This window comes from Sulfitobacter sp. 15WGC (assembly GCF_005068605.1).
Taxonomy (GTDB): Bacteria; Pseudomonadota; Alphaproteobacteria; order Rhodobacterales; family Rhodobacteraceae; genus Sulfitobacter; species Sulfitobacter faviae.
Window position 1 is genome coordinate 19,231 of the sequence record NZ_SZNL01000022.1, and the last position, 26,324, is coordinate 45,554.

The following is a 26,324-nucleotide window of genomic DNA, read 5'->3' on the forward strand; positions in this document are numbered from 1 at the left end:
CTAGCCCAAGCCCCCCGCAAGAGCAAGCAACGCGGCATCCCGCCCCTGTCCCGCGCCGCCGGTCCGTGCTAGATCGCGCAAAAAGGATGCGCGCCATGACTGACCAAAGCCCTGATCACACCCCAGACCAAACAGCCGAGCATATCAGCCGCCTCGAAGAGCAGATCGCCCATCTGACCCGCGCGGTCGACGATATGTCAGAGATCGTCACCCGTCAGGAGGCCGAGATCGTCACCCTGAACCGCCGCGTCCATATGCTGATGCAGCGCGAAGGAGAGCGGGACGCTTCGGGCGGCGGCGCGGTGCTTTTGGGCGATGAGCGCCCCCCGCATTACTGAGCGGCAGCGCCGCGCACCCGTCAATTGGCTGATTTCATTGCCACGGCGGCGACGGCCCCGTCGTGCACCAGCACTTCGGACCAGCGCGCGGTCTGGCCCAAACGCTCATAGGCGCTGACGAAAAAGGTGGTCTTGTCGAGTTTGCCGATCTGCCGCCCGCAGGGTTTCCCGCGCCCCGCACCGCAGAGACGGGCCTTGATCGCCTCATAGGCCGCGTCGGTCTCGGCGGTGGGCAGGTTCTCTCCCCCCGGGCCGTAGTGTAGTTGCTCATAGACCGAAGGTGTGCCGAACAGCACATTGGCCGCCGTCAACTGACGCGCGCAATCATCCGCAAAGCCGGTGATGTAGAAACTGCGCGCCCCGGCGCTGCCGGGCTGCGAATCGAACAACCGATAGCCCCGCGCCGCGGGCTCCTCGACCAGTTGCCCCAATTCGCTCAGATCCAGATCGCAGACACGGGCCACCTCACCGAACGGCAGGACGGTGCCGAATGAAACCTCGGAGACCTGCGGGTTCGGCGCCGTGGGGGCCATGGCGCAGGCAGACAGCAACGCCCCCATAATCAAAAGGCCGATGCGTCGTTTCATGCTCTGCTCCCCATTGCTTGGCAGGCAGGTAGCGCAGCCACCCGCCGCCGTCCACTGGACGCGTAAATGACGCGGCGGCCGGGGCGGCGGGAAGGTCAGATTTCCTCGACCTCCATCACCCCGTCGAGCGAGCGGATCGCGCCCTTGATCTGCGGTGTCACCGGGAATTCGCGCCCCAGATCGACCTCGACCTCACCGGGCAGGCTTGGGTCCATCAGGCAGAACTGCACCGGCCCTTTGCCCGCCGCCTTCACTGCCTGACGCGCGCCGTCGAGCACATCGGCCACCGATTGAATGGCCCCCGGCCCGTCGATGAAGACGCGCAACCCCATGCTGCTCGCATCCGCCACCGCCGCGTCGATCGGCCCGATGCCGCGTGCCAGCAGCTTAAGCTGGTCGCTTTCCATCGTCGCCTCGACAGTGATGACGACCTTGGAGCCGACCTCAAGATGATCGCGCGAGGCTTCGAGCACGTCGGAGAAGATCGTCACCTCGTAGCCGCCCGTGGGGTCCGAGAGTTGCGCAAAGGCAAAGCGGTTGCCCCGCGCCGACTTGCGCTCTTGCCGCCCCGCCACCACGCCCGCGAGCCGCGCGTTCATCGCGCCGCGGGTCGAGACCTTTTCGTTGAGTTCGTCGAGCGTGAGGAAGGGCAGACCGGTCTCGCGCGCCCATTTGCGCTTCAGAGGCGGCATGTAATCGTCCAGCGGATGGCCCGAGAGGTAGAAGCCCACGGCCTTGAACTCCTCGGCCAGACGCTCCGCCGACTGCCAGTCGTCGCAGGGCAGCATCCGCGGCTCGGGCAGGTCGTCCCCCGCCTCGCCAAACAGCGAGACCTGGTTGCTGGCCTTCTGCTCGTGAATCGCCGCCGAATAGCTTACCAACCCGTCGAGCGATTGGAACACCCGCCGCCGGTTGCTGTCGAGCTGATCGAAGGCGCCCGAGCGCACCAGCATCTCCAAGGGGCGTTTGCCCACTCGTTTCAGGTCCACCCGCCGCGCGAGGTCAAAGAGCGTGGCGAAGGGCTTGTCGACGCCATCCACCTTGCGCCCCTCGGTTACCAGCCGCATCGCCTCCAGCCCGACGTTCTTCAACGCGCCCAGCGCATAGACCAGCGCGCCGTCGACCACCTTGAAGGTCGCATCCGAGCGGTTCACGCAGGGCGGCACCCACGGCAGTTCGAGATGTTTGCGCACCTCCTCGAAATAGATCGCCAGCTTGTCGGTGAGATGGATATCGCAGTTCATCACCCCGGCCATGAACTCCACGGGGTGGTTCGCCTTCAGCCATGCGGTCTGGTAGCTGACCACCGCATAGGCCGCGGCGTGGGACTTGTTGAAGCCGTAGTTGGCAAATTTCTCCAGAAGGTCGAAGACCTCCGCCGCCTTCTTCTTGTCGACGCCATTGGCCATCGCGCCCTTTTCGAACTTAGGGCGTTCCTTGGCCATCTCCTCGGCGATCTTCTTACCCATGGCGCGGCGCAATAGGTCCGCGCCGCCGAGCGAATAGCCCGCCATGACCTGCGCGATCTGCATCACCTGTTCCTGGTAAACGATGATGCCCTGGGTCTCTTCGAGGATGTAGTCGATGCTGGGGTGCACCGATTCCAACTCGCGCTTGCCGTTCTTGACCTCGCAATAGACCGGGATGTTCTCCATCGGGCCGGGACGGTAGAGCGCCACGAGGGCGACGATGTCCTCGATGCAGGTGGGCTTCATGCGCTTAAGGGCATCCATCATGCCGCTCGATTCCACCTGAAAGACCGCGACAGTCTTGGCGCTGGAATAAAGGTCGTAGGTCGCCTTGTCGTCGAGCGGGATGGTGGCCACGTCGTCGACATGGCCCTCAGGCGGCTCATAGATCTGGCGCCCGTCCGCGGCGATATGCAGATGCCGCCCGCCCGCCTTGATCTGGTCGAGCGCGTTCTGGATCACGGTCAGGGTCTTCAGACCCAGAAAGTCGAACTTCACCAGCCCGGCCTGTTCGACCCATTTCATGTTGAACTGCGTCGCCGGCATGTCCGAGCGCGGGTCCTGGTAGAGCGGTACCAGATGATCGAGCGGCCGGTCCCCGATCACCACGCCCGCCGCGTGGGTAGAGGCGTTGCGCAAAAGCCCCTCGACCTGCTGGCCGTAGGTCAGCAGCCGGTCGACGACCTCCTCGTTCTTGGCCTCCTCGCGCAGTCGCGGCTCATCCGCCAGCGCCTTCTCGATGGAGACGGGTTTCACCCCCTCCACCGGGATCATCTTCGAGAGGCGATCGACCTGCCCATAGGGCATCTGCAAGACGCGCCCGATGTCGCGCACCGCCGCCTTGGACAAAAGCGCACCGAAGGTGATGATCTGCCCCACTTTGTCGCGGCCGTATTTCTCCTGCACGTAGCGGATCACCTCCTCGCGGCGGTCCATGCAGAAGTCGATGTCGAAGTCGGGCATGGAGACCCGCTCGGGGTTGAGGAAGCGCTCGAAGAGCAGCGAGTAGCGCAGCGGGTCGAGGTCGGTGATGGTGAGTGCATAGGCCACCAGCGAGCCCGCCCCGGAGCCCCGCCCCGGCCCGACCGGGATGTCGTTGTCCTTGGCCCATTGGATGAAGTCGGCAACGATCAGGAAGTAGCCCGGGAACCCCATGCCTTCGATAATGCCCAGTTCGAAATCGAGGCGCTTCTGGTATTCCTCCACGCTCACCGCATGGGGGATCACCGCCAGACGCGCCTGAAGCCCCTCGTTGGCCATGCGGCGCAGCTCGGCGACCTCGTCGTCGGCGAACTTGGGCAGGATCGGATCGCGGCGGTAGGCCATGAAGGCGCAGCGCTTGGCGATCTCGACGGTGTTGCTCAGCGCCTCGGGCAGATCGGCAAAGAGCGTCGCCATCTCGGCTTGGGACTTGAAGTAATGCTGCGCGGTCAGACGGCGGCGTGGTTGGCTCTGGTCGACATAGGCGCCCTCGGCGATGCAGATCAGCGCGTCATGGGCCTCGTACATGTCGGGCTTAGGGAAATAGACGTCGTTGGTCGCCACCAGCGGGATGTCCATGGCATAGGCCATCTCGACAAAGCCACGCTCCGTCAGGCGCTCGGCCTCGGGCTGGCCGCCGTCTTCCGGGTGGCGCTGCAGCTCGACATAGAGCCGGTCGCCGAAGGCCTTGTGCAGCCGCCCCATCAGCGCTTCCGCCGCCGGGCGCTGGCCACCCTGCAAAAGCATCCCCACCGGCCCCGAAGGGCCGCCGGTGAGGCAAATGAGATCGGCGCTCAGCGCCTCGAGTTCCGCCAGCGTGACCTCCGCCGCCGCCCCGCCCTTGTCGAGGTAGAGGCAGGAATTGAGCTTCATCAGGTTCTCGTAGCCCAATTCACTCTGCGCCAGCAGCACCACAGGCGCGGGCGGGCGCGGTTTCTCGCCCGGCTGCACCTCGACATAGGCCACGTCGACCTGACAGCCGATGATCGGCTGCACGCCTGCGCCCGCCATAGCGACCGAGAATTCCAGCGCGGCGAACATGTTGTTGGTGTCGGTCAGCGCCAGCGCGGGCATTTCCGCGTCACGGCACATGCCGGGCAGCTTTTTCAGCCGCAGCGCGCCTTCCAGCAGGGAGTACTCGGAATGGCTGCGCAGGTGAATGAATCGGGGAGCATCTGACATGGGCGCAAACTATGCCAGCCGCCTGCCCGGCACCAGCGCCGGATGCGGCAGTGCTGCATTTTTCGCCCAAGGTATTTTTTCTTGCCAAAACGCCCCCCGCCCCGCTAGCCTGACCTCTACCTCGCCCGCGCCCGGTTCTACGCCGCATCGAACCCCGCGCATGTTTAAGGGCCACTTTGTACCGCGGCGGATGAGAACCAATGGACATCACTTTTCTTCTCAATGGAGAAGTCGTGTCACTCTCCAACGTGTCCCCGACCACCACCCTCCTTGACTGGCTGCGCGAAGAGCGTGGCCTGACGGGGACGAAAGAGGGCTGTAACGAGGGCGATTGCGGGGCCTGTTCGGTCATGATCAGCGACGAGAGCGGGCACCGCGCGCTGAACGGCTGTATCCTGTTCCTGCCGCAGATCAACGGCAAGGCGGTCACCACGGTCGAAGGCATGGCGGGCGCCGACGGCACCCTGCACCCGGTGCAGGAGACCATGGTCGAACATCACGGCAGCCAGTGTGGTTTCTGCACCCCGGGCTTCGTCGTCTCGATGGCCACGGCGCACCTCAACGGCTTGCGCGACCATGACTTGCAGCTTGCCGGCAACCTCTGCCGCTGCACCGGCTACGCGCCGATCATCCGCGCGGCCGAAGCCGCGGCGGACAAGCCCGTGCCAGACCATCTCTTGGGCCTCAAATCGAAGCTCAAGCAGGACATCCCCGCTCCCGCCAAGGCCGAGGGCGCGCCCCATGTGCAGCCCGAGAGCAGCGATGAGCTGGCCGCGTGGTACCTCGACCACCCCGAGGCGACGCTGATCGCCGGAGCGACCGACGTGGGCCTTTGGGTCACCAAGGGCTTCCGCGATCTGGGCGCCGTGGCATTCCTCAACCGCTGCGCCGATCTGCGCGGCATCACCGAGGACGAGACCGGCCTGCGCATCGGCGCCATGACGACCCTGACCGAGGTCGAGGCGAAGCTCTCCCCGCTGTTCCCCAGCTTGGGCGTGATGCTGCGCCGCTACGGCTCGACGCAGGTGCGCAACGCGGCGACTCTGGGCGGCAATATCGCCAATGGCTCGCCCATCGGTGACGGCCCGCCCGCGCTGATTGCGCTTGGTGCCACGCTGCACCTGCGCCGCGGCGACGACCGTCGCGAACTACCGCTCGAGGATTTCTTCCTCGACTACGGCAAGCAGGACCGCGCGCCGGGCGAATTTGTGGAGGCGATCACCGTGCCGCGCCAGCACGACACGCTGCGCTGCTACAAGCTGTCGAAGCGTTTCGATCAGGACATCTCTGCGGTCTGCGGCTGCATCTCGATCACCGGCAACGGTTCTGAAATCCTCACCGCCCGCGTGGCCTTCGGCGGCATGGCCGCCACCCCGAAACGCGCCGCTGCGGCTGAAGCGGCGCTCGTCGGCGAACCGTGGAGCGAAGACACCATCCGCAAGGCGATGGAGGCGATGCGCGACGACTTCACCCCGCTGTCGGACATGCGCGCCTCGGCCGCCTACCGGATGCAGGCCGCGCAGAACATGCTGCTGCGCTATTTCCACGACGCCAATGGCACCCCCACCAACCTGATGGAGGTCTCGGCATGAGCGTTGCAAAGCCCCTTCCCCATGACGCCGCGAAGCTGCATGTCACCGGCGCCGCGCGCTATGTCGACGACATCCCCACCCCGCGCGGCACGCTGCATCTGGCCTTTGGCCTCAGCCCCGTCGCGGCGGGCGATCTGACCGGTCTGGACCTTCAGGCGGTGCGCGAGGCTCCCGGCGTCGTCGCGGTGCTGTCCGCCGATGACCTCGCGCATGATTGTGACACCTCGCCCTCGAACCATGACGAGCCGCTTCTGGCGACCGATCAGGTGCACTACGCGGGCCAGCCGCTCTATCTGGTGGTGGCCACCAGCCACCTCGCCGCGCGCCGCGCCGCCCAGCTGGGCAAGCCGCAGATCACCCCGCGCGACCCGATCCTGACGGTGGAACAGGCGCTCGAAGCGAACAGCCGTTTCGAGGATGGTCCCCGCATCTACCAGAAGGGCGATGCCGAAGCCGCGCTGGCGAAGGCCAGCCGCCGCCTCTCGGGCCAGATCGAGATGGGCGGGCAGGAGCATTTCTACCTCGAGGGTCAGGCCGCCATGGCGCTGCCGCAGGACAACGGCGACATGCTGGTGCATTCCTCGACCCAGCACCCGACCGAGATTCAGCATAAAGTGGCCCATGCCATCGGTCGCCCCATGCATGCCGTGCGGGTCGAGACCCGGCGCATGGGCGGCGGTTTCGGCGGCAAGGAAAGCCAGGGCAACGCGCTCGCCATCGCCTGTTCCGTGGCCGCATCGCTGACCGGCAAGCCCTGCAAGATGCGCTATGACCGCGACGACGACATGATTGTCACCGGCAAGCGGCACGACTTCCGCATCAGCTATGACGTGGGCTTCGACGAGACGGGCCGCATCACCGCGCTGGACGTGACCCATTACACCCGCTGCGGCTGGTCGATGGACCTTTCGCTGCCCGTGGCCGACCGCGCCATGCTGCATGCCGACAACGCCTATCATCTGCGCGATATCCGCATCACCTCGCACCGTTTGCGGACCAATACCGCCAGCGCCACCGCCTTCCGCGGCTTCGGCGGGCCGCAGGGGATCGTCGGCATCGAACGGGTGATGGACCATATCGCGCATGAGCTGGGCCTCGATCCGCTCGCCGTGCGCCGGGCGAATTACTACAGCGACAACGCCCATCGTCCGACCGAGGTGGAGAACACCGGCACCGCAATCGACAACCGCACCCCGCCGGATGCCGAGGCCGATCTGTCATCACGCGGCGCGCCCCCTGCGCCCGGCGCGCAACCGTCGATCCCGGCCACCCCCTCGGACGTGCAGACCACGCCCTACCAGCAGCCGGTGACCGATTGCATTATCAACGCCGTGACCGACCGGCTGGTCGAGAGCTGCGATTACGAGGCGCGCCGCGCCGCCATCGCCGAGTGGAACGCGAAAAGCCAGCTGATGAAGCGCGGCATCGCGATCACGCCGGTGAAATTCGGCATCTCCTTCACGCTCACCCACCTCAATCAGGCGGGCGCGCTGGTGCATGTCTATCAAGACGGCTCAATCCACCTGAACCACGGCGGCACCGAGATGGGGCAAGGGCTGTTCCAGAAGGTCGCGCAGGTCGCGGCCTCGCGCTTTGGCGTCTCGCCCGAAATGGTCAAAATCACCGCCACGGATACCGCGAAAGTGCCCAATACCTCGGCCACCGCGGCCTCCTCCGGCTCGGACCTCAACGGCATGGCGGCGCAGAACGCCTGCGACACCATCCGCGACCGCATGGCCGCGCATCTGGCCGAACGCTACCAGACCACCCCCGATCAGGTGGTATTCGCCGACGGCATGGTGCGCATCGGCGGGGAGGAAATCACCTTCGCCGCCGCCGCCGCCTCGGCCTATGAGAACCGCGTGAGCCTTTCCGCCACCGGCTACTACAAGACGCCCGAGATCGAATGGGACCGGATCGCCGGACGCGGGCGGCCGTTCTACTATTTCGCCTATGGCGCGGCCTGCACCGAGGTGGTGATCGACACGCTGACCGGCGAGAACCGGATCCTGCGCACCGACATCCTGCATGACGCCGGCGCCTCGCTGAACCCGGCGCTCGACATAGGCCAGATCGAAGGCGGCTATGTGCAGGGCGCGGGCTGGCTGACGACCGAGGAACTCGTCTGGGACGAGACCGGCACCCTGCGCACCCATGCGCCCTCGACCTACAAGATCCCCGCCTGTTCGGACCGCCCGCCGGTCTTCAACGTGGCGCTTTGGGACCAGCCGAACCCGGCGCAGACCGTCTACCGCTCCAAGGCCGTGGGCGAGCCGCCCTTCATGCTGGGCATCTCGGCCTTCATGGCGCTGTCGGATGCGGTTGCGGCCTGCGGCCCGCATTATGGCGACCTGCAAGCCCCGGCCACCGCCGAGGCCGTGCTCGCCGCCGTTGGACGGGCGCGGAAATGACCGCGATCTTCGTCGAGGTCACCGCCACGCGCGGCTCGGCCCCGCGGGATGCGGGCACGGCGATGAAAGTCACGGCCGACAGTATCGACGGCACCATCGGCGGCGGGGCGCTGGAACATCAGGCCATCGCCCACGCCCGCCAGATGCTGGCCGAGGGCCGGTGCGAAGACAGCCAGACCCTGCCGCTCGGCCCCGGTCTGGGCCAGTGCTGCGGCGGCGCGGTCAGCCTGCGCTACACCACCACGCCGCGCCCGCTGGACGCGGCCACCCCCCAGCCCCTGCCGGATGTACAAGGCGACGCGCCGCTCTGGCTCTGGGGCGCGGGGCATGTGGGCCGGGCTGTGGTGGCCGCCTGCCCGCCCCGGGCCTTTGAGATCACATGGATCGACAGCGCCCGCGACCGTTTCCCCGACCAAATCCCGCCCCATGTCACCGTCACCCCCGCCGCCGACATGCCCCGGCTGGCCGCCCATGCGCCGCGCGACGCGCATCACCTGATCTTCACCTATTCCCATGACATCGACCTCGCGCTCTGTGCCGCCTTGCTCAAACGCGGGGCTGCGAGCGTCGGGTTAATCGGCTCTGACACAAAAAAGTCACGGTTTTCCCGCCGCTTGCGTGACATGGGGTTGGATCCCTCTGGCATCACCTGTCCAATTGGCGATAAATCGCTGGGCAAGCTGCCTGCGCAAATTGCCCATGGCGCGCTGATCGCCCTCATCGCCCGGACCCAGACAAAGGTTTCCGCATGACTGATTCACTTCTCGACCTCACCGGGTTGACCAAGGCCTACCCCGGCGTCGTCGCGAACGATGACGTTTCCCTGCGGATCGCTCCGGGCGAGGTTCACGCCCTGCTGGGCGAGAACGGCGCGGGCAAATCCACTTTGGTTAAAATGATCTACGGGCTGGTCAAACCAGACGCGGGCCAGATGCTAATGCGGGGCGAGAGCTTTGCCCCCACCGACCCGCACGCCGCACGGCAGGCGGGCGTGGGCATGGTGTTTCAACATTTCTCGCTTTTCGACGCGCTCAGCGTGGCGGAAAACATCGCGCTCGGCATGGAAAACCCCCCGCGGATGCGCGCGCTCAGCCAACAGATTCGCGATGTGTCGGATACCTACGGCCTGCCGCTTGCGCCGGACCGCACCGTCGGTGACCTCTCAGCGGGGGAGCGTCAGCGGGTTGAGATCATCCGCTGCCTGCTGCAAGAGCCGAAGCTGTTGATCATGGACGAGCCGACCTCGGTCCTGACGCCACAAGAGGTTGAAATCCTTTTCAAAACCCTGCGCAAGCTTAGCGCCGAAGGCACCGCGATCCTCTATATCTCGCACAAGCTCGAAGAAATCCGCAGCCTGTGCGACAGCGCCACGATCCTGCGCTTGGGCAAGGTCGTCGGCCATTGCACCCCGCGGGAGACATCGGCCCGCGACATGGCCGAGATGATGGTGGGCTCTGCGCTGAAAACGCCGACCCGCGACAGCAAGGAACCGGGCGAAGTGGCGCTGACGCTGAACAACCTCTCGGCCCGGTCGGCCCATGCTTTCGGCATGCCGCTGCGCGATATTTCTGTCGAGGTGCGGCGCGGCGAGGTGCTGGGCATCGGCGGCGTCGCGGGCAACGGGCAGGACGAATTGCTCAACGCGCTCTCGGGCGAAACACTGGTCGGCGCGGGCATGATCACCTTTGACGGGCGCGACATTGGCCTGCTCGGCCCCACCGCCCGCCGCGCGCTTGGCGTCTTGACCGCCCCCGAGGAGCGGCTGGGCCACGCCGCCGTGCCGGATATGTCGCTGACGGAAAACGCCATGCTGACCGGGGCCGCCCGTGAGGGGCTGGAGCGGGGCGGCATGCTCGACTGGGGCAAGGCGCGCAGCTTTGCCGAGAAGATCATCAAGACCTTCGACGTGCGCACCCCCGGCCCGGCCAACGCGGCGCGCTCGCTTTCAGGCGGCAACCTGCAAAAGTTCGTCATCGGGCGCGAGGTGCTGCAACGGCCCGAGCTGCTGGTCGTGAACCAGCCCACATGGGGGGTCGATGCCTCTGCCGCCGCCGCGATCCGGCAGGCACTGCTCGATCTCGCCTCGGGCGGGACCGCGGTGATCGTCATCAGCCAAGACCTTGATGAGTTGATGGAGATTTCCGACAATTTTGCCGCCCTGAACGAAGGCCGCCTGTCGCCCTCTCGCCCCGCGCAGGGGCTGACCGTCGAAGAGATCGGCCTTATGATGGGCGGCGCACATGGTATGGAGGTCGCGCATGTCTAAGCCGAACCTCGCATCTTTCACTCTGACCATTGGGGGTGATCTGTGATCCGCCTTGAAAAGCGTCCGCAGCCCAGTCGGGCCCTCTCGCTGTCGACACCGATCATGGCGGTGCTGGCCACTTTCATCTTCGGCGGGCTTTTGTTCGCGGCCTTGGGCAAAGACCCGATCGAGGCGCTGCAAACGATCTTTTGGCAGCCCCTGTTTGGCGATTACGCTTTTTATTACCGCCCGCAACTGCTGATCAAAGGCGCGCCCTTGGTGCTGATCGCCATTGGCCTCAGCCTTGGGTTCAAGGCGGGCATTTGGAACATCGGGGCCGAGGGGCAGTATATCATGGGCGCCCTCTTTGGCGCGGGCGTGGGGCTGGCATTCTACCCGCTTGAGGCGTGGTATATCTTCCCGCTGATGGTCATCGCCGGGGCGCTCGGCGGATGGCTCTGGGCGATGATCCCGGCCCTACTCAAGGTGCGTTTCGGCACCAATGAAATCCTCGTCTCGCTGATGCTGGTCTATGTGGCGGAACAATTCCTTGCCTCCATGTCATTGGGATTGCTGAAAAATCCCGAAGGCTACGGCTTTCCCGGCTCGCGCAACCTGCAACAATACGCTTCTGCCCATAACGCCGAACTCTTCGCAGGCTCTGGCATGCACTGGGGCGTGGTCGCAGCGCTGATCGCGGTGATCTTTGCCTATGTCCTGCTCGCACGGCACCGTCTGGGCTTTGCCATCCGCGTCACCGGGGAGGCCCCCCGCGCGGCGCGCTTCTCCGGCGTGAACCCGGCGCGGCTGGTGCTGTTTTGCCTCGGCACCTCTGGCTTGCTCGCTGGTCTTGCGGGCATGTTCGAGGTCGCTGGCCCCTCGGGTCAGGTCACCATCGACTTTAACGTGGGCTATGGCTTCACCGCGATCATCGTGGCCTTCCTTGGCCGGTTGCACCCGATTGGCATCCTGCTTGCCGGGGCGCTGATGGCGCTGACCTACATCGGCGGGGATATCGCGCAGTCCAACCTCGGCCTGCCCGCCGCCGCCATTCAGGTCTTCCAAGGCATGCTCCTGTTCTTCCTGCTCGCGCTGGACGTTTTCACTCATTACCGGCTGCGCTTTGGCGCGGCGGAGGCTGCCTGATGGATCTTTCCGCAATCAACCCGCTCTTGTTCGTCGCAGGTTTCCTCGTGGCCGCGACACCGCTGATCTTCGCCGCCATCGGCGAATTGGTGGTCGAGAAATCCGGCGTGCTGAACCTTGGCGTCGAAGGCATGATGATCACCGGCGCGATCTGCGGCTTTGCCACGGCGGTCGAGACCGGATCGCCGCTTTTGGGCTTCGCCGCCGCCGCCGTGGGCGGTGCCGTGCTCAGCCTGCTCTTCGCCTTCCTGACCCAAGTGGCGCTGGCCAATCAGGTCGCCTCGGGCCTGTCGCTCACGCTCTTCGGCCTCGGCCTCTCGGCCCTGATCGGGCAGAGCTACGTCGGGATCAAGCCGCCGCGTCTGGGTGACATCGACTTCGGCCCGCTGGCCGATATCCCCGTGATCGGGCCGATCCTCTTCACCCATGACATCATCCTCTACCTCGGCATCGCGCTGGTTGCCGGGGTCTGGGCGGTGCTGAAATTCACCCGCGCGGGCCTGATCCTGCGCGCGGTTGGCGAAAGCCACGACGCGGCCCATGCGCTCGGCTACAAGGTCAAGCGCATCCGCACTGCGGCAATCCTTTTTGGCGGCGCTTGCGCGGGTTTGGGCGGGGCTTACATCAGCCTCATTCGCGTGCCGCAATGGACCGAAGGCATGACCGCTGGCATCGGCTGGATCGCCCTTGCCCTTGTCGTCTTCGCCTCCTGGAAGCCATGGCGCGCGCTTTTGGGTGCCTATATTTTCGGCGGCATCACCCAGTTGCAGTTGAACTTGCAAGGCGCGGGCGTTGCCATTCCGGTAGAGTATCTGGCAATGTCGCCGTATATCATCACCATCATCGTTTTGGTGGTGCTGTCGGCGGACAAAAGCGCCGCGCCGGCCTCGCTGGGCCGTACCTTCCACGCCTCGAACTAGGGGCATAACGTCACGCGGCATCGCCCGCACATCAAGCCCCGGCAAAGGGGCACGCAAACAGGGGAAACCTCATGAAACTAACCACCCTTATGACCAGCGCGGCCCTTGCGCTCGGCCTTGCTTCGGGCGCTGTGGCCCAAGACAAGACCAAGGTCGGCTTTGTCTTTGTCGGCCCCGTGGGCGACGGCGGCTGGACCTATGAGCATAACGAAGGCCGTTTGGCCGTCGAAGAAGAGTTCGGCGACAAGGTCGAAACCGTCTTCGTCGAAAGCGTGGCCGAGGGCCCCGATTCCGAACGTGTGATGACGCAGATGGCGCTCGATGGTGCCGACCTGATCTTCACCACCTCCTTTGGCTACATGGACCCCACCATCAATGTCGCCAAGAAATTCCCCGATGTGAAATTCGAGCACGCCACCGGCTACAAACGCGCCGACAACGTCTCGACCTATTCCGCGCGTTTCTACGAAGGCCGCGCCATTCAGGGCCACATCGCGGGTTCCATGACCGAGAGCAACATCATCGGCTACATCGGCTCCTTCCCGATCCCGGAAGTGATCCGCGGCATCAACTCTGCCTATATCCACGCCAAGAAGGTAAACCCCGACGTTCAGTTCAAAATCGTCTGGGCCTACACGTGGTTTGACCCAGCCAAAGAAGCCGACGCCGCCAAGGTTCTGATCGAACAGGGCGCCGACGTGGTGCTGCAACACACCGATTCCACAGCACCCCAAGCGGCTGCCCAAGAAGCGGGCAACGTGATCACCTTTGGCCAAGCCTCCGACATGGCGCAATATGCCCCCAAGCCGCGCGTGTCTTCGATCATCGACAACTGGGCGCCCTATTACATCGACCGCGTTAAAGCGGTGATGGACGGCACATGGGAAAGCCAAGACACATGGGACGGCATCGGGCCGGGCATGGTCGGCATTGGTGAAATCTCCGACGCCGTGCCCGCGGAGGTGAAAGCCGAAGCGCTGGAACTGAAAGACAAGATCGCATCGGGCGAATACCACCCCTTCACCGGTCCGATCAACAAACAGGACGGCTCCGCATGGCTGGCCGAAGGCGAGACCGCAGATGACGGTACGCTGGCGGGCATGAACTTCTATGTCGAAGGCATCGAAGGCACCATTCCTGAGTAAACCGAACCGGCTCACCGACGACAGGGGCGCACGGGCAACCGCGCGCCCCTTTTTCGTCGCCGCCCCGAACGGGGCTCATGCGCGCAGTCCCCGAGCGCCCCGCCGCCTGCCCCTGCGTAAACCCATTGCGCGCGAGCAGCGCACATGCCACCAATCTTGCATGACACAGATGCTCACCAGCCTTGATGGCACCCCCGCCAGCCGCCTCGCCTTCGGCACCATGCAGTTCGGCGGGCGCGCCGATGCGGCAGCCTCCCGCGCCATGTTCGACGCCTGTATCGAGGCCGGGATCACCCATTTCGACACGGCCCATGTCTATACCGACGGGGCGTCAGAGCGGCTGTTGGGCCAGTTCGTCCAAGACCGCCGCGAAAGCCTGATCATCGCCACCAAAGCCGCCTATACCGGCGGCGCGGGCCGGGCCAATATCCTCGCCTCTGCCGAGACATCCCGCCAGCGGATGCAGCTTGATACGCTTGATGTGCTCTACCTCCACCGCTTCGATCCCGACACCCCGCTGACCGAAAGCTTCGCCGCGCTGGCCGACCTGCAACAACAGGGCCATATCCGCCAAGTGGGCCTGTCGAACTTCGCCGCATGGCAGGTCGTCAAAGCCGCCCATATCGCCGCCGACTTCGGGCTTGAGATCGCGGTGATCCAACCGATGTACAACCTCGTCAAACGTCAGGCCGAGGTCGAGATCCTGCCGATGGCGCATGACCTCGACATAATGGTCGCCCCCTACTCCCCACTGGGTGGCGGGCTGTTGACCGGAAAATACGCCAAGGGCGGCACTGGCCGCCTGAGCGAGGATGACCGCTATGCCGCCCGCTACGGGCAAGAGAGGATGCACGGCGCCGCTGCCGGTCTTGCCGCCCTCGCGCGGGATCTCGGCACCCCTCCCGCAACCCTCGCCGTGGCCTGGGCGGCGGCCCATCCGACGAAGCCGACGCCGATCATCTCGGCCCGCTCCTTGGCCCAACTAGAGCCGTCGCTCGCCGCGCTGACCTACCTAATAACGCCGCAGACCTACGCCGCCATCTCGGCCCTGTCGCCCACACCGCCCCCGGCCACCGACCGGCTGGAAGAGCAGGCATGAGCCGCCTGCCCCCCAACGCCAGCGTCGCCGAAGAGGCAGGCGGCGACCGCCTCTTCGCCCCCGCCGCCGCGCGCAATCTCGACGCGCTTTGCGACCTGCTGGCCACCCACGCCCCGCCCCGGGGCCGTGCGCTGGAAATCGCCAGCGGGACCGGCCAGCATGTCGTGGGCTTCGCCAAACGCCTGCCGGGCCTTAGATGGCAACCCAGCGACATCGACACCGCCCGCCGCGCCAGCATCAACGCCTATGCAGCCGAGGCCGCTTTGCGCAATATCGCCCCCGCCCTGCCGCTCGACGCGACCGCGCCCGGCTGGGCGGGCGAACATGGCCCCTTCGACCTGATCATGCTGGCCAATCTGCTGCATCTGATCTCGACCTCCGCCACCCGGTGCCTGATCGAAGAGGCCGCCGCAGCCCTCGCCCCCGGCGGCACGCTGATCCTCTACGGCCCGTTCAAACGCGACGGCCAAACCACCTCCCCCGGCGATACCCGCTTTGACGCACAACTGCGCGCCGCCGACCCCGCGATCGGCTATAAAGACAATACCGAGATGGCCCGCTGGCTCAGCGATGCAGCCCTCAGCCCGATCGACGAAGTGGACATGCCCGCCAACAACCTCGCCTTCATCGCCAGAAAGCCCAGCCCATGATCCTCCGCCGCGCCTTGATCCTGTCGCTCCTCGCCCTCGCCGCCTGCGGCTCCCCCGGCAGCCCGCCCCCGGCCCCGCCCGGCGTGCTCTTCCCCGCTGCCTTCGGCGACAGCGATCCGGTGAGTTTCAAAGGCCGCACCCCCGCCGCCTACCCCGTGCACGGCATCGACGTGGCCCGTTTCCAAAACGATATCGACTGGAACACCGCCCGACGCGCGGGCGTGAACTTCGCCTTCATCAAAGCCACCGAAGGCGGCGACCTCAAAGACATTAACTTCGACAGCCACTGGCAAGGCGCGGGCCACGCCGCCGTGAAACGCGGCGCCTATCATTTCTACTATTTCTGCACCCCGCCCGAGGATCAGGCCCGCTGGTTCATCCGCAACGTGCCCAAGACAGGCGGCATGCTGCCTCCAGTGCTCGATATGGAATGGAACCCCTTCTCCCCCACCTGCGCCCATGTCCGCCCGCCCGCCGCCGACGTCCGCGATCAAATGCGCCGCTGGCTGCGCGTGGTCGAGGCCCATTACGGCCAACGCCCCATCATCTACACCACACCCAAATTCTACCGTGAGAACAACCTTAGCCGCTTCCGGGGGTACGACTTCTGGCTGCGCACCACCGCCAAAACCCCAGCCGAAACCTACCCCGGCCAAACATGGCGCTTCTGGCAATACAGCGCCACGGGCATCGTCCCCGGCATCGACGGCGACGTGGACCTCAACGCCTTCTCAGGCAGCCGCGCCGACTGGCAAAACTGGCTCGCCACCCGCGCCCTGCGCTAAAACCAACGGGAGGGCACCCCTCCCCCTCCTTCATCCTTTCTCAAATACCTCTGCGCCACCCCGCCGCAAAGGCGACGCGATCGGTTACCCCCCCAAACCAAACCCCTCCAACAAAAACGCCACCCCGCCCGCTTCATCCTTTCGCAAATACCTCTGCACAACGCCCACCCCAGACGCCACGCCAGCCTTCACCCCCGCGCATAATACCGCGCCACAACGAACAGTCCGCCCACCAACAAAAACGGCAACAAGAATATCCGAAACACATGCACCCCCAGCACCGCCAAAAGCGCGCCGATCAACTCATCCGCGCGGCTCCAAAGGTTGCTGGCAAGCTGCCGATACTCCGTCAAACCCGGTTCTTCCTCACCCAAAGCCTCGCTGCCGCCGACATGCGCGGTGATCTCCTCGATCACCTCCATGTTCCGCAGATAGACCCCTTCGGTAAGCTGTCCCGCCAGCGGCTCAGACACCACCAAGGCAAGCGGAAGCGCCAACCCCAGAAACCCGCCATACCATGCCAACCGCCGGGGCAGCCCGGCATGACCGCGCTTGCTCAAAGCCCAAACCGCCAGCGCCACGGACAACAGCCCCAACCCAATCGCACTGACCGGCCCAAGCGCCACAGCGATCACCCCCGTGGCTACCATGACACCGAAAACCAGCCCCGCGATCCGCTCCACCGTGTCGTCAATCGGCTCCAACACCTTCAGTGGCCGCGCCGAGCTGGAGGCGATGAAGGACAGCCCCACCTCGATCTCCTGCGCGGTCGAAAGAAAAGCATTCAACGTGCGCAGCGTGACATAAGAGGCCGCCGCCGTGGTCGCCACATCCGCGGCATAGCCCTGCGCCGCGCCGACCACGGGATTGTCGCGCAGCAGCGCCGCCGTCAGCGCCAATACGCAGAAAAGTGCAAGCAGCCCCCGCCGGATCAACCGTCCGCCCGGATGCGCTGGTTCTTCGGATCATAGGGGCTGTCTTCGACCACCTCGGCCTCCCACAGTTGATCAAGCATCTTTACCTTCAGCCTCGTGCCTACCACCGCATCCTCGGGTTTGACATAGCCCATGCCGATGCTCTTGCCGAAGGCCACGGAATAGCCCCCCGAGGTCAGACGCCCGGTCCGGGTCTCACCATTGTAAAGCACCTCACGGCCCCAAGGATCGGCATCCTCCGGCCCGTCGATCAGCACGGTCACGCATTTCGCGCGGATCCCGTGATCGACCATCGCCTGCTTCCCGTGAAACTCTTTGTTCAGGTCCACGAAGCGCGGCAAATCCGCTTCCAAAGGCGTCGCATCCCGGCCCAGCTCATGCCCAAAGGCGCGATAGCTCTTCTCCTGCCTCAGCCAGTTCTGCGCCCGCGCGCCGACCAGCTTCATCCCATGCGGCTTGCCGGCCTTCTCCAACTGGTCGAACAGATGGTTCTGCATCTCAATCGGATGATGCAATTCCCAGCCAAGCTCCCCGGTATAGGCCACCCGGATCGCGCGGACCGGCACCATGCCCAACTCGATGTCGCGCATGGTTAGCCATGGGAACCGCTTGTTGCCCAACACCGTCTCCGGCGCCGCATCCCGCACCAAGGCACCCAACACATCCCGCGACTTCGGCCCGGCAATCGCGAAGACACCCCACTGCGTGGTCACGTCATGGCACTCAATATAGCCGACCTCAGGCATTTTATCGGCAATCGCCTTGCGCAGGTAATCGCTGTCATAGGCCGTCCATGCCCCCGCCGAGACGAGGTAATATTCGTCCTGCGCCAAACGCACGATGGTATATTCCGTCCGCGTCGTTCCCGCCCCGGTCAAGGCATAGGTCAGGTTGATACGCCCCACCGAAGGCAGCTTGTTGCAGGTGAACCAATCCAGAAACGCCGTTGCCCCCGGGCCGCGGACCAGATGTTTGGTAAAGGCCGTGGCATCGATCAGCCCGACCCCCTCACGGATCGCCCGCGCTTCCTCTACGGCATATTGCCACCAGCCCCCGCGCCGGAACGAGCGGCTGTCATGATCGCTAAACCCCTCCGGCGCAAAATAATTCGGCCGCTCCCAGCCATTCACCTGCCCGAATTGCGCCCCCCGCGCCGCCTGCCGGTCATAGGCGGGCGAGGTGCGCAGCGGACGGCACGCGGGCCGCTCCTCATCAGGATGGTGCAAGATATAAACGTGGTCGTAGGCTTCCTCGTTCTTGCGCGCGGCATATTCCGTGGTCATCCAATCGCCGTAGCGTTTGGGATCGAGGCTCGCCATATCGATCTCGGCCTCGCCCTCCACCATCATCTGCGCCAGATAATAGCCGGTGCCGCCCGCCGCGGTGATCCCGAAGGAAAACCCTTCCGCCAGCCACATATTGCGCAGTCCCGGCGCTGGCCCCACCAAGGGGTTGCCATCGGGCGTATAGCAAATCGGTCCGTTGAAATCATCCTTCAGCCCGCAATCCTCGGCCGAGGGGATGCGGTGGTTCATCGCCATATATTGCTCTTCGATCCGCTCAAGATCGAGCTGAAACAGATCGGCCCGGAAACTGTCCGGCACCCCATATTCAAACCGCGCCGCGCGCCCTTCTCATAAACCCCAAGGATCCAGCCACCACGCTCTTCGCGCACATAGCTCTGCGCATCGGCATCGCGGATCACCGGATGCTCCCCGTTGCCCGCCGCCCGGTAATCGACCAAGACCGGATCGCGGTCCATGACGATGAACTGATGTTCCACGGGAATCGCTGGCATCTTGATGCCCAGCATCCGCGCCGTGCGCTGTGCATGGTTGCCGCTCGCAGTCACCACATGTTCCGCCGTGATGACGATCTGCTCCTCCGACGGCACAAGGTTGCCGCCCTTCTCGACCATCTTGGTGCAGGTCACTTCCCAATGCGTCCCATTCCAATGGAACCCATCCGCCTGCCACTTGCGCTCGATCGCCACACCACGCTGCCGCGCCCCCTTGGCCATCGCCATGGTCACATCGGCGGGGTTAATATAGCCATCGGTCTGGTGATAAAGCGCCCCCTTTAAGTCCGATGTCTCGATCAGCGGCCACTTCGCCTTGATCTCATCGGGGGTAAGCCATTGATAGGGCACACCACAGGTCTCGGCGGTGGAAGCATAGAGCATATACTCATCCATCCGCGCCTCCGTCTGGGCCATGCGCAGATTGCCCACCACGGCAAAGCCTGCGTTCAACCCCGTCTCCGCCTCCAGCGTCTTATAAAACTCGACCGAATACTGATGAATATGGGTCGTCGCATAAGACATGTTGAACAAGGGCAAAAGCCCCGCCGCATGCCATGTCGAGCCAGAGGTCAACTCGTCCCGCTCCAAGAGCATCACATCATCCCAACCGGCCTTCGCCAGATGATAGGCGATCGACGTGCCAACCGCGCCGCCCCCGACAACCAATGCTTTGACTTGCGTTTTCATCTGCCAATCCCCCTGCGCTAGGCCCACTCCCGTTGTACGCAGCAGCACCACGCCCCGCAGGCAGCAGCCGACCCAACATCGCCAAAAACCGACCTTACCCGCTCCCCCAAAGCGCCACCTCAGCCCCAGCGCGCGCGCCCCCCCCCCACCTTCATCCTTTCCCAAATACCCTGCACAACCTCTCCCACCGCACAACATCAAGGCAGACCACACCGCCCCCATCTTCATCCTTTCCCAAATACCCTGCACGACCCACCCCGCCGCACAACATCAGGGCAAAACACCCAACTCACCCCGGCAAAATCTTCCCCGGGTTCAAAATATTCTGCGGGTCCAGCGCCGCCTTTAGGGTCGCCATCACATCCACCGCGGCCCCCAATTCCTTGCGCAGATAGGGCCGCTTGCCCTGCCCGATCCCATGTTCGCCGGTGCAGGTCCCATCCATCGAAATCGCCAGTTCCGCCAACCTGCTGACGAATGCCTCGCCGCGCGCGACTTCTTCGGGGTCGTCCATGTCGATCAACAAGGACGCATGGAAATTCCCGTCCCCCGCGTGGCCCACGATGGGGGCGATCAACTGCAACTCTTCCGCCCGCGCTTGGGCCGCCACCACGGCATCGGCGAGGCGCGAGATCGGCACGCAGACATCCGTGGCCACCGCCTTGCAGCCCGGTCTCAGCGCCAGCACCGCCCAATAGCCGTCATGGCGGGCCTGCCATAGCTTGCTGCGCTCTTCGGGGGTCGTCGTCGCGGCATAGCCGCTGCCGCCGAACTCTTCTGAGAGCATGCCAAAGGTCTCGGCCTGTTCCACCACGCCCGCCTCGGAGCCGTGGAATTCCAGCAGCAAAAGCGGCGTTTCGGGCAGGGTCAGCTTGGAATAGGTGTTCACGGCCTTGACTACATCGGCGTCCAAAAGCTCAATCCGCGCCACGGGCAGGCCGTATTGGATGACCGCCATCACGGTCTCGCAGGCCGCCTGTACCGTCGGGAAGGAACAGCGGGCCGAGGACATCGCCTCGGGGATGCCTTGCAGGCGCAGGGTGATCTCGGTGATGATCCCAAGCGTCCCTTCAGAGCCCACAAAAAGCCGCGTCAAATCATAGCCCGCCGAAGATTTCCGCGCCCGCCCGCCGGTGCGGATCACTCGGCCATCGGCCAGTACCACCTCAAGGCTCAGGACGTTGTCCTTCATCGTGCCATAGCGCACCGCATTGGTGCCGCTGGCCCGCGTCGCGGTCATCCCCCCGAGCGACGCATTGGCGCCGGGATCGATCGGAAAGAACAGCCCCTGATCGCGCAGATGGGTGTTGAGCGCCTCGCGGGTCACGCCGGGCTGTACCCGGCAATCCAGATCGCCCGCGTTGACCTCAAGCACGCGGTCCATCTGCATGACATCGATGCAAATCCCGCCCGCGGGGGCGTTCACATGCCCTTCGAGAGAGGTGCCCGTGCCGAAGGGGATCACCGGCACCCGATGGGCGGCGCAGATACGCACCGCCTGCGCCACCTCTTCGGTCGAGCGCGCCATGACGACCGCATCAGGCGCCTGCGTGTCGATCCATGTGGTGGTGTGGCCGTGCTGTTCGCGAATGGCTTGGCCGGTCAGCAGATTGTCCCCGAAGGCTTGTTGCAACTCGTCCAGCGCGGCGGCGATCCCCACCTCATTTCGCGGCAAATCTGCGATCTTGGTCACGTCTTATCTCCCAATAGTATCCTCACGCCGCAAAATCTTGCGGCGGTATCTTTGTAAATTAATCACACGAAAGGCCCGCGTTGCCGCAGCCGTCCGTGGGTCAGAGCATGGAGGGCACAACCTGATCCGGCGGGCGGTGGCCGTCATCGAAGGTCTTGATGTTGATCAGGACTTTCTCGCCCATCTCGATCCGCCCTTCCAGCGTGGCAGAGCCCATATGCGGCAGCAGCACGACGTTCTTTAGCTCGCGCAGGCGCGGATTGATCTCGCGACCATGTTCATAGACGTCCAACCCCGCGCCCTTGATATCGCCCGAGCGCAGCATCCGCGTCAGCGCGTTCTCGTCGATCACCTCCCCGCGGGAGGTGTTCACGATCACCGCGTCGGGCTTCATCAGACCCAAACGGCGGGCGTTCATCAGATGGAAGGTGCTGGGGGTATGGGGGCAGTTGATGCTGATCACGTCCATCCGGCTGACCATCTGATCAAGGCTTTCCCAATAGGTGGCCTCTAGCTCGCCCTCGATCTCTTCGCGCAGGCGTTTGCGGTTGTGGTAATGCACCTGCATGCCAAAGGCCCGCGCCCGGCGCGCCACGGCCTGACCGATCCGGCCCATGCCCAGAATGCCCAGACGGCGCCCGCCAACGCGGCCCCCCAAGAGTGCCGTGGGCGCCCAGCCGTCCCAATTGCCCGATTGCATCACCGCCATGCCCTCGGGCATGCGGCGGGTCACGGCAAGGATCAGCGCCATGGTCATATCGGCGGTATCGTCGGTCAGCACGCCGGGGGTGTTCGACACCAGCACGCCGCGCTGGCGCGCGGTGGCCACATCAATGTGATCGACCCCTGCCCCGTAGTTGGCGATCAGCTTGAGCCGCTCGCCCGCTTGGGTGATCAGCGGCGCGTCGATCTCATCGGTGATGGTGGGCACCAGCACATCGGCCTGACGCATCGCCGCGCCCAATTCCTCGCGGGTCATCGGCCTATCATCTTCGCGCAGGGTCACGTCAAACAGCTCTGACAGCCGTGTTTCCACGGCCTCTGGCAACCGTCGCGTCACTACAACACTCAACCGCTTCTTTGACATGCCTGCTCTCCCGGTCTTGGCGTCGCCTCGTTTCGCGGGCATGGTGTCTCATGCAGCGACGAGGCACAAGAACTCGCGCCGGAAAAAGAGCAACAATAACCCGCAGATTTGCACAGCACCGACCCACAGCAGTGAACCGCATAGCAGGCAATTCAATGATAACCGCTTTCTTTCGCAGCGCCCTGATGGTGGGCGCGCTGCTTTTGGCACAGCCGACCTCCGGCCTTGCAGAAGAGGCGCGTGGTCAGGTCACGAACCTGCCCCTGCCCCGTTTCGTTTCGATGAAAGCCTCCGAAGGCAATGTGCGCCGCGGCCCGTCCCTGTCACACCGGATCGACTGGGTTTACAAACGCCGCGACCTGCCGCTGAGGATCACCGCCGAACATGGCCATTGGCGCCGGGTCGAAGACCGCGACGGTATGGGCGGCTGGGTCCACTACTCGCTTTTGTCGGGCACCCGCACGGTGCTGGTCGAACAGGACATGCTGCAACTGCGCATCAATCCCGACCCCAAAGCCGCCGTGGTGGCGCGGCTCGAGCTGGGCGTCGTGGCCCGTCTGGGCGAATGCACGCTGGAATGGTGTGAGCTGCGCTCGGGCGGTTTTACAGGCTGGGCGCCCAAGGTGCGGCTCTGGGGTGTTGGCCCCAAGGAACTGCGCGAGTAGCGCACCCCTCGCCGCAATTGCATGATCCCGGCGCATGCGCCACTCTGCCCGCAAAACTCAAGCCGGAGAGAGCGCCATGCAAGCCATCACCTATGACCAATTCGGAGCCGCCGCCGACGTGCTGCGCCTGTCGAAGGTCGACAGCCCCGCCCCGCAAGCCGGAGAGGTCTGCGTCGCGCTCAGCCATTCGGGCGTGAACCCATCGGACGTGAAGGCCCGCGCAGGCACCCGCCCCGGCGTCAGCAAACCGCCCTTCCCGCAGGTCATCCCCCATAGCGACGGCGCGGGAGAGATCGTCGCCGTGGGCGCGGGCGTCGATGCGGGCCGGGTGGGCCAGAAGGTCTGGATCTGGAACGGCCAGTGGCAACGCGGCTTTGGCACGGCGGCTGAGCAGATCACCCTGCCCGCCCATCAAGCCGTGCCCCTGCCCGATGGCGTCTCGTCCGAGGTCGGCGCGCAGCTTGGCATTCCGGGGCTGACCGCCTGCCACGCCGTCTTTGGCGGCGGCGGGGTGGCCGGGGAAACGGTGCTGATCCAAGGCGGCGCAGGCACGGTGGGGTATCTTGCCGTGCAACTGGCGAAATGGGGCGGGGCCAAGGTGATCGCCACCTGTAGCCCCCGCGACAACGATCTGCTGCGCGACGCAGGTGCCGATGCCGTGTTCAACTACGCCGACCCCGATCTCGCCGCCGCCGTGCTCGATGCCAATGGCGGCAAGCCGGTCGACACCATCGTCGAGACGGAGTTCGGCCTGAACATCACCACCGACACCGAGGTCATCGCCCCCAATGGCCGCATCGCCGCCTATGGCTCGGCGGCGGAGATGTCGCCGGTGCTGCCCTTCTATCCGCTGCTGTTCAAAGCGGTCACGATCGACATCATCCTGATCTATCTGCTGCCCGCAGGCCCGCGCGAACAGGCAATCAACCGGTTGCACCACGCGCTGGAGGACGGCGCCCTGCGCTGCCCCGTCGACACGGTCCTGCCGCTTTCTGAGGCCGCCCGCGCCCATGAGTTGGTCGAGGCCGGACAGCGCAGCGGGGCGGTGCTGCTCGATTGTCAGGGGTAACGCGCTAATTGGCCAAGCTGCCGCCCCGTCGCCCGGGGCGGTGGCCCATCCCGCTGACGGAGTTCCCCCATGCGCCTCACCGCCGCCCTGCCCCGCCTGTTTCTCTGCCTGCTGCTGAGCTGCGCGCTGCCCCTCACCCCGACCTTTGCGCAAACGAGCGACCAACCCGAAGGCACCATCGCCCTCGAAGGCGATGCCACGGCGGACGCCGCCATCGCCAAACGCATCCGCGCCATCCTGCGCGAGCTTGAGGGGTTCGAGAAGGTCCGCGTCTCTGTCGCCTCCGGCATCGTCACGTTGACCGGCACCACGCTCGACACCGCCAGCGCCGCGCGGCTGAACGATTTGGCGGGCCGTGTCGAAGGGGTGGTGGCGATCCGCAACGAGGTGCGCGAAAGCACCGATGTGGCCGAGCGGCTCAACCCCGCCGTAGAGCGTTTCCGGGACCGGATGGCGCAGGCCGTGGCCTTCCTGCCGCTGGCCCTGGTGGCGCTTGGGGTCTTTGGCCTGATCATCGTCGCGGGGCTGGCGCTGGCGCGGCTGCGCAACCCGTGGGATCGGCTCGCGCCTAATGCCTTTATCGCTGACATTTACCGCCAAATCATCCGGCTGGCCTTTGTCATCGCGGCATTGGTGGTGGCGCTGGATATCCTCGGCGCCACGGCGCTGCTCTCGGGCATCCTTGGCGCGGCGGGGATTGTCGGCCTCGCCATCGGTTTCGCGGTGCGCGACACGGTCGAGAATTTCATCGCCTCTATTATGCTGTCGATCCGCCAGCCCTTTCGTCCCAACGACACGGTCGAGATCGACGGCGACACCGGCAAGGTGATCCGCCTGACGAGCCGTGCCACGATCCTGCTGACCTTTGACGGCAATCACCTGCGCATCCCCAATGCCACCGTTTTTAAAAGCCGGATCACCAACTATTCACGCAACGCCGAGCGGCGGTTCACCTTTACCCTCTCGGTCGCCAGCGACGCCGATCTGGCCCGCGCCCGTGATTTGGCGCTGGAGGTGCTGAACGACCTACCCTTTGTCCTATCCAGCCCCGAAGCCGCCGCTTGGGTAGACGAGGTCGCCGATCACTGGATCAACATGCAATTCGCCGGTTGGATCAATCAAGAAAGCACCGATCTGCTCGCCGCCCGCAGCGAAGCGATTCGCCTGACCCTTTCGGCTTTCGATGCGGCGGGCCTCACCGCCGGGCCACCGGCCTATCAATTGATCTCTCATGGCGAATCGCCTTCGGACGGACCCATCGATTCGCCCCAAACGGCAGCCGCACCCACGAATCCCGCCGCTGTTCAGCCCGTCGAGCCCCAAACCGAGCGGGAATTGACCCGCATCGTCGCGCAGGAACGTGCCGAATTGCCCAGCAAAGACCTGCTCTCTGTTGATGCAGCCGAAGAATAGGCTAATTTCTTTAAAACGGGTCTTGCACCCCGGGCCAGAGAACTTTAGTTAGCGCCCTGTGTTGGGATGTAGCCAAGTGGTAAGGCAACTGTTTTTGGTACAGTGTACCGTAGGTTCGAATCCTACCATCCCAGCCATCACTCTCCCCGTCAGGTAGATAAGACACCCCGACCACCCGTAGGTCTCGGAGTGCCCCAGTTTAGTGCCCCACCGTTGACACACCTATAGCGGGTGCTGCGGGTGTGCCCCTCCCAGTTGACGGGAGAGGCGGGTTAGTGGGTTTTAAGTCGAGGTAGACTGCATAGCCACGGGCTAGAAGGCTCCCCAGTCAACACCGTTAGCGCGCCGATCAAACTCATCGTACAGGTTATCTCTCCGGTCACCGATAGTCAGATGATCCGGGTTGATGCAGCGCCGGTTATGA

The 26,324-nt window shown here is 64.9% G+C and carries 19 protein-coding genes, 1 tRNA gene and 1 pseudogene; 15 read left to right on the forward strand and 6 right to left on the reverse strand.

The genetic code is table 11. The annotated features are described in order from the left end of the window. The first annotated feature begins 143 nt into the window (after positions 1–143). Positions 144–338 carry a SlyX family protein gene (locus tag FCK22_RS15620; RefSeq protein WP_082851915.1) on the forward strand — a complete coding sequence of 65 codons (195 nt, stop codon included), beginning with the start codon at positions 144–146 and terminating at the stop codon, positions 336–338. Positions 339–358: 20 nt separating this feature from the next. On the opposite strand, the gene FCK22_RS15625 is transcribed toward FCK22_RS15620, so the two are convergent. After that, entirely contained in the window at positions 359–925 is a 567-nt protein-coding gene (locus FCK22_RS15625) for a hypothetical protein (RefSeq protein ID WP_067260855.1), read from the reverse strand. 95 nt (positions 926–1,020) lie between these two features. After that, positions 1,021–4,557: a DNA polymerase III subunit alpha gene (gene dnaE, locus FCK22_RS15630; protein WP_067260859.1), complete on the reverse strand. Its 3,537-nt coding sequence runs from the start codon at positions 4,555–4,557 to the stop codon at positions 1,021–1,023. Between the two features lie 200 nt (positions 4,558–4,757). Between dnaE and xdhA the strand changes: the two genes are divergently transcribed. From xdhA to FCK22_RS15680, 10 genes are all read left to right on the forward strand, one after another. Continuing rightward, on the forward strand, positions 4,758–6,149 hold the full coding sequence (xdhA, locus tag FCK22_RS15635) for a xanthine dehydrogenase small subunit (protein WP_067260861.1): 1,392 nt from the start codon (positions 4,758–4,760) through the stop codon (positions 6,147–6,149). Continuing rightward, the gene (xdhB, locus tag FCK22_RS15640) at positions 6,146–8,560 is read left to right on the forward strand and encodes a xanthine dehydrogenase molybdopterin binding subunit (RefSeq protein ID WP_067260866.1); all 2,415 of its coding nucleotides are present in this window, start codon (positions 6,146–6,148) and stop codon (positions 8,558–8,560) included. The genes xdhA and xdhB overlap by 4 nt, the downstream gene beginning before the upstream one ends. Then, a complete protein-coding gene (gene xdhC / locus FCK22_RS15645; protein WP_136720549.1) occupies positions 8,557–9,312 on the forward strand; it encodes a xanthine dehydrogenase accessory protein XdhC in 756 nt (251 codons plus the stop codon). Before xdhB ends, xdhC begins: the two co-directional genes overlap by 4 nt. Beyond that, positions 9,309–10,826, forward strand: coding sequence for an ABC transporter ATP-binding protein (locus FCK22_RS15650; protein ID WP_067263613.1), 1,518 nt, complete (start codon positions 9,309–9,311; stop codon positions 10,824–10,826). Before xdhC ends, FCK22_RS15650 begins: the two co-directional genes overlap by 4 nt. 42 nt (positions 10,827–10,868) lie before the next feature. Beyond that, entirely contained in the window at positions 10,869–11,951 is a 1,083-nt protein-coding gene (locus tag FCK22_RS15655; protein WP_067263611.1) for an ABC transporter permease, read from the forward strand. Beyond that, positions 11,951–12,871, forward strand: coding sequence for an ABC transporter permease (locus FCK22_RS15660; RefSeq protein WP_136720550.1), 921 nt, complete (start codon positions 11,951–11,953; stop codon positions 12,869–12,871). Before FCK22_RS15655 ends, FCK22_RS15660 begins: the two co-directional genes overlap by 1 nt. 71 nt (positions 12,872–12,942) lie before the next feature. Continuing rightward, positions 12,943–14,016, forward strand: coding sequence for a BMP family ABC transporter substrate-binding protein (locus FCK22_RS15665; RefSeq protein WP_067263602.1), 1,074 nt, complete (start codon positions 12,943–12,945; stop codon positions 14,014–14,016). 160 nt (positions 14,017–14,176) lie between these two features. Next, a complete protein-coding gene (locus tag FCK22_RS15670; protein WP_067263586.1) occupies positions 14,177–15,115 on the forward strand; it encodes an aldo/keto reductase in 939 nt (312 codons plus the stop codon). After that, the gene (locus FCK22_RS15675; protein WP_067263584.1) at positions 15,112–15,765 is read left to right on the forward strand and encodes a DUF938 domain-containing protein; all 654 of its coding nucleotides are present in this window, start codon (positions 15,112–15,114) and stop codon (positions 15,763–15,765) included. The genes FCK22_RS15670 and FCK22_RS15675 overlap by 4 nt, the downstream gene beginning before the upstream one ends. Next, positions 15,762–16,550: a GH25 family lysozyme gene (locus FCK22_RS15680; protein WP_136720551.1), complete on the forward strand. Its 789-nt coding sequence runs from the start codon at positions 15,762–15,764 to the stop codon at positions 16,548–16,550. The genes FCK22_RS15675 and FCK22_RS15680 overlap by 4 nt, the downstream gene beginning before the upstream one ends. 188 nt (positions 16,551–16,738) lie before the next feature. Here the strand turns inward: FCK22_RS15680 and FCK22_RS15685 are convergent, their stop codons facing one another. From FCK22_RS15685 to FCK22_RS15700, 4 genes and pseudogenes are all read right to left on the reverse strand, one after another. Beyond that, positions 16,739–17,485 carry a hypothetical protein gene (locus FCK22_RS15685; RefSeq protein ID WP_067264089.1) on the reverse strand — a complete coding sequence of 249 codons (747 nt, stop codon included), beginning with the start codon at positions 17,483–17,485 and terminating at the stop codon, positions 16,739–16,741. Then, positions 17,482–19,973 (reverse strand): annotated as a pseudogene (locus tag FCK22_RS15690) (FAD-dependent oxidoreductase). Before FCK22_RS15690 ends, FCK22_RS15685 begins: the two are co-directional and overlap by 4 nt. A gap of 289 nt (positions 19,974–20,262) precedes the next feature. After that, positions 20,263–21,666: an FAD-linked oxidase C-terminal domain-containing protein gene (locus FCK22_RS15695; protein ID WP_067262984.1), complete on the reverse strand. Its 1,404-nt coding sequence runs from the start codon at positions 21,664–21,666 to the stop codon at positions 20,263–20,265. 100 nt (positions 21,667–21,766) lie between these two features. Then, positions 21,767–22,753, reverse strand: coding sequence for a D-glycerate dehydrogenase (locus FCK22_RS15700; RefSeq protein WP_067262987.1), 987 nt, complete (start codon positions 22,751–22,753; stop codon positions 21,767–21,769). A 185-nt stretch (positions 22,754–22,938) separates the two neighbouring features. On the opposite strand from FCK22_RS15700, the gene FCK22_RS15705 reads away from it, so the two are divergent. The 4 genes from FCK22_RS15705 to FCK22_RS15720 all read left to right on the forward strand — a co-directional run bounded on the left by FCK22_RS15705 (position 22,939) and on the right by FCK22_RS15720 (position 26,037). Further along, on the forward strand, positions 22,939–23,418 hold the full coding sequence (locus FCK22_RS15705) for an SH3 domain-containing protein (protein WP_067263001.1): 480 nt from the start codon (positions 22,939–22,941) through the stop codon (positions 23,416–23,418). A 76-nt stretch (positions 23,419–23,494) separates the two neighbouring features. Next, the gene (locus FCK22_RS15710; RefSeq protein ID WP_067262990.1) at positions 23,495–24,487 is read left to right on the forward strand and encodes an NADPH:quinone reductase; all 993 of its coding nucleotides are present in this window, start codon (positions 23,495–23,497) and stop codon (positions 24,485–24,487) included. A gap of 69 nt (positions 24,488–24,556) precedes the next feature. Continuing rightward, complete coding sequence (locus FCK22_RS15715; RefSeq protein ID WP_067262993.1) at positions 24,557–25,900, forward strand: mechanosensitive ion channel family protein; 1,344 nt, start codon at positions 24,557–24,559, stop codon at positions 25,898–25,900. A gap of 62 nt (positions 25,901–25,962) precedes the next feature. Further along, a tRNA-Gln gene (locus FCK22_RS15720) sits at positions 25,963–26,037 on the forward strand. The last annotated feature ends 287 nt before the right edge of the window (positions 26,038–26,324 follow it).